Raw genomic sequence first — 14,607 nt, 5'->3', positions numbered from 1 at the left:
GCACCAAATAGCAAAAAAGTGATACCAGGTATTAGCCTGGTATCACTTTTTTTATTATGAGCACAAAGCGCTCAACTAACGTTCAATTATTTTACAAGAACGCCGTTTCTGTCAACCAATTCAGTTTGTCCAGCTTTAACTGTAGCACTTACTGTACCAGTTGGAGCTGTATCAAGCGTGAATCTTACTTGAGTTTCGTTACCGTCAACAACTACCAAATTACCAGCATTTGCTTCAGTTGATCCAACCTTAACATCGAATACAGAGTTTGCATCAACGTTAGGAATTGAGATAACTTCATCAAATGTTACAACTACAACGTCACCAGCAGTTTGTACTGAAGTGATTTTTGCAGGTGTGTTGTCTTTGATTGTTACTTCAGAGTTAGCAGTAACAATTACGTTTCCTGCTTTGTCAGTAGTGTTCAATACTGTTAATACTGCTGGAGTACCAGCTGTTTGGTTACCGATGTTTACAGATCCAGCAGGCAATTTGATTACTGCTGTCATTTTGTCAGTACCAGTGAAGTAGATGTCCGTTCCAGCAGGTAAAGCTTGTCCGTCTAGACGGTAGCTTGAAAGGCTGATTCCGTTAGCAGCAACTTCTTCGCTGTAAGAAACAGTGAATTCGTTAGTGCCTGTAGTAACTACTGAAGCAGTTGGTTTCTTGTTATCAACTGCTGCTGGAGTTCCAGGTACAGTGATTGTTGATGAAACTGCTGCAGATTTGTTCCCTTGTACATCTGTGAAGAATCCAGCTGGGAATGTTACCGTGTAAGTTCCAGCGTCCAAAGCTGCTGTAGTTGATTTGAAATCTACTAAGTAAGTAGAAGCGTCATCAGTTTTCAGCATAGATTCTGCATCAACAGCTGTGAAGTTTACACCTTGTGAGTTGCGGATAGTGATTTGGCTATCAGAACCTGCAACAACAAGTTTCTCGTTGAAAGTGAATTCTAATTTTTCGTTTTCAGCAGAAACACGTGTAGAAGAAAGTGTTGGTGCAGTCAAGTCTTTAGCGAAAGTTACTGAAGTACTGTAAAATTCGTTTTTGTTTGCAGCAAGATCTGTCATAACTCCAGCTTCAGCGTACAAAGTGAAAGTTTGTGAAGTTGCTGTAGAACCTGCTGGGAATAATTCCCCTACATTTAACAAATACGTTTTGCCAGTTGTGTCAGTAGTATCACGAACTAAAGTAGCTGTAGTTTGTGTTCCACCTTGTTGCAATTTAACAGATACGTTGTCTTCAACAATATCTTCGCTCAACGTAACTTTAGCAGTTTTTTGATCAACTACTTGTACACTTGTTACGCGTGGTTTTTCCATATCTGCTGATGGAGCAGTTACAGAACCATTGTAGATAACCATTTCGTTGGCAGCTTTAGACGTATCTTTAGCTCCTGCAACGTAAAGAGTAGCTGTTTGGCTAGCGTTTAATGATTTAGAGATTACAACTTTGTTTCCAGTAGTCGTACCTGTAACTGGCTCACCGTTTACACGGATTACCGTTGGGTTTGTTCCAAGGTCTTCAGAGAAAGTCAAAGTAATTTTACCGTTTTCGTAAACAGTGCTAGTGATAACTGGTTTAACAGTATCCGTATAAGTGAATACGCCGCTAAATTTCTCAGTGTTTACCCATTTACCGTCTGTGTCTTTTACGTTTGTAGCAGTTGGCTCAACTACAAGCACTTGATCTTTGCCTTCAACTGATGCTGCAAAAGTTAAGACTACTGAACGCTTGTCAGTTGACAATTCTGCTTTAGTTGGAGTTGCTGAACCTAATTTATAGTTTGCAACTTCAGTTGCATCTCCAGCAACTTTATCATCAGCGTTCAAAGTTGTGTTGAAGTTAACTTGAACCTGGTTAGTGTTAAGACCAGTCACAGATGATACTGTAGGTGCCATAGGAGCTTTAGTTAACTCATGTAATCTATGAAGGAAGATTGCGAAATCTCCACGTTTGATTGATGATTCGATTCCGAACTTAGTTGCAGTTTCGCCATCAGTGATTTTGTTTTCAACTAATGATGCAACTTCAGTTGCGAAACGGTGTTTTGAACCAACGTCAGTAAAGTTTAATTTAGAAACGTCGCCGTCTTTTAGGTCATAAGCTTGTGCAAGCATGAATGCTGCTTGTCCACGAGTGATTGTTTGATCCCAGCCGAATTTTGTAGCTGAAACGCCGTTGATGATTCCTGCTTCTTTAAGAGAGTTGACTGCAACCGCACCACGTTTAGGAACGTCAGAGAAACCTGAAGCTGGAGCTTTTTCGTTCATCAAACCTGCTGCAGTAGCGATCATGATCGCTGCATCGCCACGAGTGATTGAAGCGCTAACACCGAATTGAGTCGGAGTAATACCGATTGCAATTCCGCCAGATACTACGTAATCAACTGCGTCTGTATAACGATCTCCCACATCAGTGAAAGCTGAAGTTGAAGCTTGGTCTGCGAATGCTGCTGGAGCGATTGCCGTTGCTACTAAAGTAGCCGTTGCTGCAGTTGCTACGAATTTCTTGTAATTTTTTGGTTGGTAAGCCATTAATGTAATTCCTCCTTGGGTTTGTGGTGCTATAACTATATTGAGTCATATAACTCAATTCAATTATCCGTTTTACCATCACATTTCCACTATTTGTAGATTAACAACGTCTTATGAACGAAGCAAAGGTCCTACCTCTTGTGGATCAGATGAAAGTTTTTGTACAGATAACTAAACTCTTACTTAGTTTACCAAAGAATTAAGTTTAATCAACCACTAATGTAATAATATATCAAAAAATTTACTAATACTTACAAAAATAATACAAAAGAATTACATTTAATACGATTCTCTAAATATTGAAACCTTAAAATGGCAATTAGTACCTAGATAATCAACCCATTTATCATACAATTCCAATAAAAATGATTTTTTGTTGGAATCCATCTTTTTAAACCTCATCTAAAATAACAAATATTTATTAAAATAATAATTTAAAACTTTTAACTCCTATTTCTGTCGAATAAAACAAAGACTTTTTACTTACCACCTCTTTTCTTAACTAGTTTCAATAAAAAGTTTCTTCAAATTCAACTAGTCTTTGTACCCTCTCCTAGTAAGGACCTCCCCTCTCCCTTGTTTAGCCTTGTTTTTAAACTTGCAATTGCGCTTCATAAAAAAAGCCCCGAAAGACCGCGTCATTACAACGCTACCTTTCGGGGCAAAACTTACGATTGGTTATTTTGATTCGAGCAAATCTTCATTTACGACTAACATGGCCAAAATTGCTGCGACATAAATTGAAACAGCAGGTGCCGTTAATACATGTCCCGCAGTGTACGCAATGCCGATGCCAAGAAGAAAGGCAACGCCGTACAAAATATAAAAATAGGTAAAATGGGTTTTGATATTGAACAAAAAGTGAAGCAGGAATTTACCGGTAAACCAAACGAACGGAATCATCATATAAATGAAGGTCACCCAACCGAACGAATAAAACCAGTCATGAAAGTCCATTTCGATCATCGTTGGCGACTTGCCAGGGGCTGGCGTTTCATAATTCCCTGCAAAGCCTAAACCGAATAATTGCTGCATCATCGGCGAATCTTGAAAATCTTCCTTCATAAATTGTGCATAGGTTTCACGCGAACTAAACACTAAATTCTGTACTTGTGCACTTGTTATTCCGGTATCTTCTTCCTCTTCTTGTTGTTCTTCAAATCCTTCGTCACCTTCTACTAACACTTCATCTCCAGGACGGTCAACTGGTTCTCCGAAATTGATGCCGAGAGAAGTGATGTGAGCGAACATGTTGCCGAACACCGGCGTGACCGGCGTCACCGCAATTAAGACAACGGTTAAGAACGTCGCAATGAGCAAATTAATTTTAATGGTCGCCGTGCGTTTTTTCATAGCGAGCATGAGTAAACTACCGATCACAACTGATAATAAGACAATAATAATGCCGCCATAGCCCACTTTTGTTCCTAACGCTAGCATGCCAACAGCTAACAGGATAAAAGGGATCCACGACCAAGATTTTTTCCAGTCATCGGTTTTCTCAATTGCATACAAAGCCATGATAGGCAAAATAATTGCCATGATGGCACCTATTTCATTACCGGCATAAAACCAACCTGTAAATCCCGTTTTCGTATGCGAATAATTAGACAAACTCGTACCCGTCAATTGGGCAACGATAAAAATAACACCAATGAATAGTCCAGCAACCCATAAATACTTGGTCGTTTGACTAGCGATGTCGTACTTTTTATCTTTCAGCTGACGGTAAACAACTAACAACCCAAATAAGACGATGTGGAAATAAATAGCTTTGTTGAAAAACTTAAGTTCCTGGAACAAATAATAAGGGTCTTTAAGTTGAAGATTACTGACGATGTTAATACCAATTAGCAACGCTAAACCGATTAAATACCCAGTAAAAAGACGGCTGTTTTTGCTGGTCCTTGCCATCCACAAAAGAAATACGATCGCTAACGCCATATATGCCGTTCGAAGAAGTACTCCTACAGTTAGACTTGTATCTACCATAAAAATAGAAGCCGTCGTTAAAATATCGATGATCGGTTGTACGGCAATAAATGCGATAAAAAATAGTAGAATTTTTTTAGAGTCCATAGTTAAATCCTCTTTCATTTAGTTAGCTCTAATTTATGAAATATCGCAGAAAGTTTCGATTGAATCTTTCGCTGATCATAATTTTGCGCTGTTTCATAGGCAGCTTTAGCGATTTGTTGCTTTTCTTCCATTGTTAATTGGTTATACAGCTCCAACTGTTTAACCAAATCTTCCCACTCACCAGCAGTAAATAACCAGCTGTTGGCACCATCTTGGACATAGTCCAGTATGCCACCAATTCGGCTTGCTAGAATCGGTGTGCCACAAGCCATTGCTTCGAGACCAACCAATCCGAGACTTTCCCCTTTTCTCGTCGTCGGGAATATGAAAAGTTCAATGATGTTATAAATGGCCGCTAAATCTTGGTGTTTCATCAACGGAAAATGCACCACTATGTCGTCTAAGCCGAGATCTGATCTCATTTGAAAAAATGCATCGTCGTCTTTGCCTGAACCAACCATGATTAACCGTGTTTTGCTTTTTTCAGCTGGATTCTGCTCAAGAAAAGCAGAAAACCCTTTTAGTAAATGGTCCCAGCCTTTGCCGACATCCATCCGTCCAACGTAACCAAAATAACGCATCGTCGAATCTAATGCTAATTGTTCTAGCTGGCGTTGTCGTGCACCGGGATTCGGATAAAAGACTGCTGAGTTTACGCCACCTGACGGAAAAATTTCAATCGGTGTCGTAACGGCATATTTCTCGTGAACAAGCTCTTTGTAATAATGTGATGGCGTAATAATCATCGTGGATTGCTGCAATAGCTTTTTAACATAAGGTTGGAATTTTTCTTGAGAGGCTACTTCCGGAACCACGTCACTGCCATGAACATTTGTCATAATTTTGACAGATGGCTTTAGTTTTTTCAATAGTAAAAGCGGAAAAGCATTGTGAGCTGCATAATGCACATAAATCGCATCGTAGTTACCTGTTAGCCCTTTCCGAAGAACGTTAGCATAATGGCCAAGATAAGCCGCTATTTTTTGTGATTTTTTAATGGACTTTGTTACAACCGCTTTGTCTACAATAAATCCTTCATCCGTTAAAATGGCTTCGGTGTTTTTTACAAAAACGCCGAAGCTCGGAAATTCTTCTGAAGGGTACATGTTTGATACGAGCAAAATTTTCAAAGATAGGCCTTCCTTTCGAACTTTACTTGTATTCTTCTAGTTTCCGTTTCATGAAATTCAGTAAATCTTCACGAAGTTCTGGACGTGCCAAAGCAAATTCCAGTGTTGTTTCAACAAATCCACGTTTTTCTCCTACGTCATAACGCTTTCCTTCGAACGCGTATCCGTAAACATCTTGCACTGCGTTTAATTGTTCAATGGCATCGGTTAGTTGGATTTCTCCGTTCGCGCCGACTTTCATCTTATCTAAAAACCCGAAAATTTCTGGAGTGAAGACGTAACGCCCAATAATGGCTAAATTGGAGGGAGCCGTACCCGCTCGTGGTTTTTCGACGAATTTATTGGCTTTGTATAGCCGCCCTTCTACTGTGGACGGATCCATAATACCGTAACGATAGGTTTCTTCTTCTGGAACTTCCATAACACCAATGACCGAAGACTGCGTTTTGTTGTATTGCGCCATCAACTGCTGAAGTCCTGGAACTTCTGATTGAATAATATCATCGCCGAGCAACACAGCAAAAGGTTCATCGCCGATAAATTTCCGTGCAGTCCAAACTGCATGACCAAGACCCAGAGGTGATTTTTGACGGATATAGTGAATATCCACTTTGCTGGATAACTGAACGGCATTCAGCAATTCAAACTTTTCGGATTCCTCAAGACGCGCTTCCAGAAAAGGAGCCGAATCAAAATGATCTTCAATTGCCCGTTTGTCTTTTCCCGTCACGATAATAATGTCTTCAATACCCGAAGCAATTGCTTCTTCCACAATGTATTGAATGGTCGGTTTGTCTACAATCGGCAGCATTTCTTTTGGCATCGCTTTTGTTGCTGGTAAAAAACGCGTACCTAATCCAGCAGCGGGAATAATCGCTTTCCTTACTTTTTTCATAGGCTTGTCTCCTCGTTTGGTTGAAATTTTTAATTTTATAGTCGATATTCCGCAAAACAATTCCGCTTTCCTGCGGGCTTGCGCCGAACTAACTCGGGCTTAACGCCCGAGTGGATTTCGGCACTTCGCTATCCCGCTGGAGTCTCCATTGTTTTGCTCCATATCTTAATGGCAGTTAAATATTAGAACTTTTATTTATTTAATATGACTCCTAGAAGAAAGAGCGGAAGGTGGCGACTCCTGCGGGCCCGAAAGCGTCCACTTGGGGCGATTTCTTCCAACCCATACCTCAAAGTTCCCTTCTTATTTTAGTTCTTCGAATCACCAAGTACATACACATCAAAACCAGCAGCTTGCCATTTTTCACGGCTTATGCAGTTTTTTGTATCGACAATGATTTTGTTTTTCATCGAAGTCAACGTCATCGGATCTAAGTCTTTAAATACTTGATGATCCGTTACGATAACGAGTGCAGACGCGTCTTTTAAGGCTTCTTCTGCATGTTGCGTTTGCTGGTCAATATTATTAACTTTAATATGCGGATCGAATGCCTTCACATTGAAGTTGCGCAACGTGAACTGCTCGACAACATCTACTGAAGGGCTTTCGCGCATGTCGTCAATATTGCCTTTGAACGCTAAGCCAAAAATAGCGATTTTCGGATCAACAATGCCTTTAGCTTTTAAAATGTCTGCTGTTAGCTGAGCTGTATAAGCCGGCATGCCGTCATTTGTTTGACGAGCCAAATGGATCATTTTCGACTTCTGCGGATCTAATTCAACTAAGAACCATGGGTCGACAGCGATACAATGTCCGCCCACACCTGGTCCTGGCGTATGAATATTGACACGCGGATGGTAGTTCGCCAACTGGATCGCTTCCCAAATATTGACACCGATGTTTTGCGCAATCATGGCTAGTTCGTTTGCGAATGCAATGTTGACATCTCGGTATGTGTTTTCCATGACTTTTACAAGTTCAGCCGTGGTCGTATCCGTTTCGTGCATACGTCCTTCGACGAACGAATTGTATAACTCCGACGTCACGCGAGCAGATTGTTCGTTAATGCCGCCAATAATCCGGTCATTAGAGACCAATTCAGTAAATACTTTGCCTGGAATCACACGTTCAGGTGAATGAGAAACAAATAATTCCGTTCCCATGTTAAGACCTGATTGAATGAGTTCAGGGATCATGACGTTTTCCACCGTTTTAGGTGGCACAGTCGATTCAAGAATAACCAGATTGCCTTTTTTCAAAAACGGCACAACAGAAGCCGTTGCTTGACGCACGTATTCAAGTTCCGCTGTTTTATCCGGATTGATCGGTGAAGGCACCGCAATAATGAATACATCTGCCTCTACAGGTTTTGTGCCAACCGTAAAAGCACCGTTGTCGATTGCTGTGTCTAAACGCTCTTGCAATCCATCTTCTTCTATATGAAGTTCTTTATTTCCGATCATTTTTACTGCTTTTTCATTTATATCAACACCGTGGACCTGATGTCCGTGATTGGCAAACATAACAGCTGTCGGCAAACCGATATAGCCAAGACCGACAACACAGATAGACTTCTTCATTTTTACATTAGCTCCTTTAGCGTGATCGTAATACTTTCATTAAAAAAATGGGCAAATTCATTTGTCGTTTGATGCGAGACGGACTGGAAATTAATCGGTAAAGCCATTCAATTCCGAGCTTGCGAAAAAGTAACGGCGCTCGTTTAACGGTTCCGGAAAAGACGTCAAAACTGCCGCCGACTCCTTGGAATACTTGGACGTTTTGGAGTCGCCCCATGTTTCGTTGAATCCACAATTCTTGTTTTGGACTACCAAGTGCAACAAAAATGAGTTTTGCACCGCTCGTGTTAATCCGCTCAACGAGTGCATCTTCATCTTTTTCAAAACCGTTGGTGTATCCCGCGACAAGGATTCCCGGATTGGTTTCTTGAATGCTGCTAATTGCTTTTGTGACCACTTCTTCTTGTGCACCGTAAAAATACACGGGAAGTTTTTCTGCAGTCGCAAATTCTAGTAACTTCGCCATCATATCGACACCTGTTACACGTGAAGTGATGTTGCCGCCTTTTATTTTAGCGGCGAGCAAAATGCCAATGCCGTCCGCAATCTGGTAAGTTGACGAATTGATCAGTTGTTTCACTTGCGGATCCCGCTCAGCGGCAATGACTTTTTCCGGATTAACAGCGATGATGGTCGACTGATCTCCATTTAGAATCCGCTGTCTTAAATCTTCTATTATACCTTCATATGACAGAGGTGAAACATTCACCCCTAAATAGCTTTCTTTCATCATGAGTACCCTCTATTCGCTAGCTTTCAATTTTATTAGTATAGCAGATTTCAACAGTAGTTGCATAGGCTGTTTAACAAGTGATAGAATTTAGCAAGGACAAGGCTTGAGAGCTTTAGTTTGAGGAGGAAATAGTGTGAAAATAGTACTATCTGGCTTTTATGGATTGGGCAATACTGGCGATGAAGCCATCCTAAAAGCGATTATTGATAATTTAAGAGCCGAATTAACCAACCCCGAAATTACTGTGTTTTCCTTATCCCCAGACCAGACGGCAAAAGAATATGGCGTCAAATCGGTATACCGCGCATGGAGACGTGAAAACAAAGAAAAAGTAAAAGCGTTACGGAGTGCAGATTTGATGATTTCTGGAGGCGGCGGCTTGTTGCAAGACACCTACCCGACGAAATTTTTGTTTGGTCCACTTCCTTATTACTTGTTGATTGTCATGCTAGCGAAACTTTGCGGCACAAAAGTCATGTTCTTTTCACAAGGGATTGGCCCTGTGACATCAACTTGGGGTAAAATCTTGATGAAGCTCTTTGCGAACCGCGCAGATTTTATTACGGTACGTGATCAGTATTCGAAAGATTATTTGAAAAAGCTTGGTGTGACGCGTCCCGAAACAGTTGTGACTGCTGATATCGTTTTTGCGTTTAAAGCAGACGAAGAAGATCGTGCGTATCAGTCTCTGCCGCTGACCGGCGACGAAAAAATTGTGGCCGTTACGATTCGTCCGTGGTTTAGTCATCCGGATTATATTGAGAAAACAGCTCACTTACTCGATCAATTGATCGAACAGCGCGGCGTGACACCGGTATTTGTTCCAATGGAAGGCAAATACGATGTGCCCGCTTCAAAAGACGTCATGGCAAAAATGAAACACGCAGACAAAACCTACTTGCTCGGTTCTGATTTTACGCCGAATGAGTTTTTGAATTTCATTCGCCATGCCGAACTAACTGTCGGTTTGCGCTTACACGCGTTAATCTTCTCGGCTTTATCAAATGTGCCTCATCTTGGATTCAGCTACGACAAAAAAGTAGAAAGTTTCTTGAAACGTTCAGGAATGTGGGACTATTCTTTCCGTTTAGGTGAGATAGATGAAACCAAACTATTAACCAATGCGTTATACCTATTGGATAACAAAACACAAGCACAGCAAATTATGGAACCGAATGTGGCCAAGCTTCACGCTGAAGCGATGCGCAATATCGAATTGTTACAAGAAAATTTTGTGAAATAAGCTTTTTAGGAAGGAACTGTCAAATGAAAATTTTATTGGCAACAACTTACGACTATCCCCATTTAGGTGGACTTTCAACACATATGACGACATTAAAAACGGGTCTTGAAAATTTAGGACATACTGTTGAAACACTGTCTTTTTCAGACGTCCCTAAATGGCGCCGTGATTTTATCGCACGTGGCCCTTCTTTTTTACTGAATAAAGCATCCCTTGGAGCAGGTTACGTTTGGACCTTAAATCGCCGCCAGGAATTTCTGGAGCAGATTTTAAAAGATGAAGCTTACAAGTCATTTGATGTGATTAATGCGCAAGACGTATTCGCAACACGTGCCGCGCTCAACGTGGGACTTCCTACAGTGACGACGACTCACGGTTACTTAACGTTTGAAGGCATCTCTAAAGGTTCTGTTGCAGAAGGCAGCAAGCACGCACAAAAATTACTAGATGTGGAATACAGCATGTACAAAAAAACGCGCGCTGTGATTACGGTTGATACACGAATCAAGGAATATATAAAGCGCGAAGCGAATGTAGAAGCGTCGATGATCAAAAACTTTATCGATGTGGAAGATTTCAAACCCGAACTCGAACGTCGCGCCGAATTCCGGACGAAATACGGCATCGCGCAAGACGAGCTGATTTTCTTTATCCCTCGCAGGTTAACAAAGAAAAACGGTGTCATTTATCCGATCTTGTCGTTTCCACCGGTACTCGAAAAATACCCGAATGCTCGCTTGGTTTTTGCCGGTACTGGCGAAATGATGGAACAGATGAAAGCCAAAGCAAAAGAGCTTGGTATCGATAAAAACGTCACCATGCTCGGTGCAGTCGATCACAAAGACATGATTCAGTATTATGCACTTAGTGACATCGCGCTTGTCCCTTCTATCTATTCCGCGGGTGTCGAAGAAGCGACGTCGATTTCTGCTTTAGAAGCTATGGGCTCAGGTATTCCTTTGATTGCTTGTGCGGTGGGTGGATTAAAAGAAATTGTGGATCATAACACGGACGGACTGCTCGTTGAAGAGCAAAATGTAGAGCAACTGTCGGACGCGATGATTTATTTACTGGCGAATCCACAAGAAGGCGAAAAACTGGCAACAGCTGCCCGCACTAAAATTATCGAGCAGTATTCGCATTTTGCGGCTGCTGAGAAATACGAAAAGATCTATCAACAAGCGCTCACAACAAACTGAGTATCCAAAGAAAAAGTGGCCGGTTCTCTATTTTGAGCCAGCCGCTTTTTGCTGAGAAAGAAGTGAATTTATGTCGAGTCTTAAAAAAGCGGCTATTTGGACGACTGGCCTGGCTCTGTTATTAAAACTATCGGGATTACTACGCGAATCGATTGTCGCCCGGGAATTCGGTGCTTCTGCTGAAACAGATGGTTATTTTTTGGCTTTTTCCTTTATTACATTAGTAGTGGCCATGATCGCTACTGGCTTTAATAACGTCTTCTTGCCGCTGTATATTAAACGGCGACAAAGTAAATTGGATGTAACCGATCGCAACGCAAATGCGCTTTTAAACTGGACGATGTTGCTGTTTATCGGTGTGTCGATTGTCGGCTGGTCCACTGCCGGTTGGATCGTGCCGCTCATCTATGGCAACATGCTGCCAGAAACGGAAGTTATTGCGATTCAGATGACGGAAGTCTTTTTTATCTTTATGACGTTTATCGCATTAGCAGGACTTTTAGAATCTTACCTTCAATCACGCCGCATTTTTGTTCCGACTCTTGTATCCAAGCTACTGGCGACATTCATGTCCGCCATGTTCGCGTTGTTGTTTAGTGACATATGGGGCATTTATGCATTAGCTTATGGATTTGTGACAGGAACCATTATCGGTGCCATCATCCAGATGTATTATTTGATCAAATCAAATTACAGCTGGCAGCCAACGTTAAAGTTGGAGTCTGATTTCCGAAAAGCTTTCGTTATTTTAATCATCCCTTCTCTTTTAAATTCGGTTGTCGGGCAAGTAAATTTGTTCGTCAATAAAGCTTTTGCCTCAGGGACGATTGAAGCGGCTGTTTCTTATTTGAATAACGCTTCGTTGATCATTAGCATCCCAACGGCCATTTATGCGGCTACTTTGGCAGCAATCATTTTCACCTTAATGTCTGAACAAGCAACTGATCCAGCCAAATTCAAAGATACTTTGTTTTTAGGCATGGAAATTTCGTTTGTTACGCTTGTGCCGATTTCTGTTGGTTTGTTAGTCGTGGGTGATGCCATTATTTCGTTCATCTACGAAGGCGGCGCGTTTACTGCACAAGACGCAGACTATACGTATATGGCCTTACTGTTCTATTTGCCTATCATCATTTTCCAAGGTATGCAATTGATGCTGTCAAAATCGATGTATGCTCGCGGTAAAACGGCAGTGGTTCTTCGGATTAGCGTGACGACCATCGTACTGAACTTCTTGTTAAACTGGTTCTTAGTAGATGATTATGGCTATTTGGCGTTGGCTTTTGCTGCCTCTATCGTTTCGATCTACTACTTCACTTTATCAATGGTCGTTGTCTACAAAGATTTAGGCATGCACGAATTTAAACGCTTCGTGTCCATGGCAGTTCGTGTGATTGTACCGGCTACGGCGATGGGGCTTGCTGTATGGGGCGCAAAGACAGCCTTGTCAGCATCTGAATGGCCTGCACTTGTTCAACTGGCTGTTCTTGTTCCTATTGGAATTGTCGTTTACGGCGTGCTGCTGCGGTTCATGCACCCAGCCGGATTTGTACGTTTTGTGGGATTAATCAAACGGAAAAAGAAAGGATGATCACGTGTTGAAGAAAGTCTTTTGGGGAGCTGGCCTTTTTTTACTGGTTGCTTCGCTCCTACTCGCTGCGTTTTTCTTCGTCACAGAAAATCGCGTTATTTACGAAGGCGATGAATTGGCTGTGACCATTGAATTGCCAGCTCTATTTACGATCATGCCACCTGAAAAAACAGAACGTACAGTTGAAAACACGATAGACAAAAGTCACCGTGTACACATCGAGTTGTTTGGCGCGGAAGTGGGCTTTGTTGATATTACGGAACGAACTTTAGGCAATGGTTCTACCTTTCTTTTTGAACGCTTTGAAAACAATAGCTGGTTGTTCTTTCCTGCTACGGTCGTTGTATCGGGGTTAGAAGACCCTGAATTCACCAGTTGGAATCCTGCTATTATTGAACATGAGTACCATGATGTTTTCGGAATGGACCCTACTGTTAATCCGTTTGGTACACTGAAAAATTCCGATTTCGAGCTTCTTCAAAGCAATGTCTATGTGTCTAAAAAAATGCAAACCGACTACGATGACGGAACAAGCAGTCATCTTCGCAAGCTTTCTAAAGAAGTACGAGACCTAGAAATTTCGGGCAACACCCTCGTCAAGAAGTTTTGGTTACAGCCCCTTCAGCTGGCTGAATCTTGGGCGATGATTTCAGAAAAGCCGTTGTTTTCGTCAACCGCATCTGAAGAAGAGTGGATTGATCATTCCTTGAACAATCAAACCGTTCAACTAAACTGGCTGACAACCGACGGCCCTTACACCAAACTGCCTTTTTCGATTGAACCTAGCTCCAAAATGGGCTATGGCCGCGCAATTGGTCGTTTCGAAGACGATGAGGCCTTACGCTGGAACCAAAAAGACCCTTCTGCTTTTCACGAAACGATGATTTTAAACTCACGTGTCAACTTACTTTATTACTTGGCTGAGTTTGACGGATCGCGTTGGCCCACTGAATATACCAGCACATGGTTAAAAAACGCTTATGAAGTCACGGCACCTTATGTGGATACTCGTTATAACGAATACGTCGCATTTTACTTGGATGAAACTGCTGAACTGTATGACGACCAAATTGAGCAAAATGAGTTAGCCGTGGAAACTTATGCTGATTATTTGTTAACGCAGATCAACGCCGAACAAACACTTCCTACTGCTAGCGGATTTTTAATCGTTGATTATTTTGATGAAGATGACCAAACGCCGTTAACGCATGCTTCGTTAAACCACGAATTAGGCGGCTTAAAGATTTTGCTACAGGCCTATGGGGATACAGAAAATAAGGATTATTTAGAGGCAGCCGAAAGCGTAACGAGCGGCATCGAAGAATTCGGTCAGAATGCTGGCGGATGGATTCGCGAAAACGGGGATCTCTGGTACCAGGCGCGTCCTGATGGGACATTTAGCGGAGATGATTATCCTCAGCTGACGTTACTGGATTTACTGGAAACGCAATTATTGTTAGAAAAACTGGGGATGGAACGCAATGCCTATTTTGATGACATGATTGATTCGAAACTTCTTTATTTAGAGGAAGAGAACATTGAATTGATTGAAAAAGTGACGATTCTGATGGAGTAGTGTTAGGAGTCATTTTGAATTAAGTGGTATGCAAAAAGAAAAAT

At 41.6% G+C, this 14,607-nt stretch carries 10 protein-coding genes; 4 read left to right on the top strand and 6 right to left on the bottom strand.

Annotation, left to right across the window (positions count from 1 at the left end; genetic code table 11):
* Nucleotides 1–86: 86 nt before the first annotated feature.
* The 6 genes from AUO94_RS12385 to AUO94_RS12360 form a co-directional block, all read right to left on the bottom strand.
* The gene (locus tag AUO94_RS12385; protein ID WP_058384508.1) at nucleotides 87–2,537 is read right to left on the bottom strand and encodes an S-layer homology domain-containing protein; all 2,451 of its coding nucleotides are present in this window, start codon (nucleotides 2,535–2,537) and stop codon (nucleotides 87–89) included.
* Between the two features lie 678 nt (nucleotides 2,538–3,215).
* A complete protein-coding gene (locus AUO94_RS12380) occupies nucleotides 3,216–4,616 on the bottom strand; it encodes an O-antigen ligase family protein (protein WP_058384507.1) in 1,401 nt (466 codons plus the stop codon).
* A gap of 14 nt (nucleotides 4,617–4,630) precedes the next feature.
* The gene (locus AUO94_RS12375) at nucleotides 4,631–5,746 is read right to left on the bottom strand and encodes a glycosyltransferase family 4 protein (protein WP_058384506.1); all 1,116 of its coding nucleotides are present in this window, start codon (nucleotides 5,744–5,746) and stop codon (nucleotides 4,631–4,633) included.
* 22 nt (nucleotides 5,747–5,768) lie between these two features.
* Nucleotides 5,769–6,641 (bottom strand): UTP--glucose-1-phosphate uridylyltransferase GalU, encoded by an 873-nt coding sequence (gene galU, locus AUO94_RS12370; protein WP_058384505.1) that lies wholly within the window; start codon nucleotides 6,639–6,641, stop codon nucleotides 5,769–5,771.
* A 308-nt stretch (nucleotides 6,642–6,949) separates the two neighbouring features.
* Nucleotides 6,950–8,221, bottom strand: a complete 1,272-nt coding sequence (locus AUO94_RS12365; protein WP_058384504.1) for a nucleotide sugar dehydrogenase — start codon at nucleotides 8,219–8,221, stop codon at nucleotides 6,950–6,952.
* A 16-nt stretch (nucleotides 8,222–8,237) separates the two neighbouring features.
* A complete protein-coding gene (locus AUO94_RS12360) occupies nucleotides 8,238–8,954 on the bottom strand; it encodes a WecB/TagA/CpsF family glycosyltransferase (protein WP_058384503.1) in 717 nt (238 codons plus the stop codon).
* Nucleotides 8,955–9,087: 133 nt separating this feature from the next.
* Between AUO94_RS12360 and csaB the strand changes: the two genes are divergently transcribed.
* The 4 genes from csaB to AUO94_RS12340 all read left to right on the top strand — a co-directional run bounded on the left by csaB (nucleotide 9,088) and on the right by AUO94_RS12340 (nucleotide 14,563).
* The gene (gene csaB / locus AUO94_RS12355) at nucleotides 9,088–10,197 is read left to right on the top strand and encodes a polysaccharide pyruvyl transferase CsaB (protein WP_058384502.1); all 1,110 of its coding nucleotides are present in this window, start codon (nucleotides 9,088–9,090) and stop codon (nucleotides 10,195–10,197) included.
* 23 nt (nucleotides 10,198–10,220) lie between these two features.
* The gene (locus AUO94_RS12350; protein ID WP_058384501.1) at nucleotides 10,221–11,396 is read left to right on the top strand and encodes a glycosyltransferase family 4 protein; all 1,176 of its coding nucleotides are present in this window, start codon (nucleotides 10,221–10,223) and stop codon (nucleotides 11,394–11,396) included.
* 70 nt (nucleotides 11,397–11,466) lie between these two features.
* The gene (gene murJ / locus AUO94_RS12345) at nucleotides 11,467–12,987 is read left to right on the top strand and encodes a murein biosynthesis integral membrane protein MurJ (RefSeq protein WP_058384500.1); all 1,521 of its coding nucleotides are present in this window, start codon (nucleotides 11,467–11,469) and stop codon (nucleotides 12,985–12,987) included.
* Between the two features lie 7 nt (nucleotides 12,988–12,994).
* A complete protein-coding gene (locus AUO94_RS12340) occupies nucleotides 12,995–14,563 on the top strand; it encodes a hypothetical protein (protein ID WP_058384499.1) in 1,569 nt (522 codons plus the stop codon).
* The last annotated feature ends 44 nt before the right edge of the window (nucleotides 14,564–14,607 follow it).

Source organism: Planococcus kocurii, from assembly GCF_001465835.2.
Lineage (GTDB): Bacteria > Bacillota > Bacilli > Bacillales_A > Planococcaceae > Planococcus > Planococcus kocurii.
This window is presented reverse-complemented; position numbering and strand designations above follow the sequence as displayed.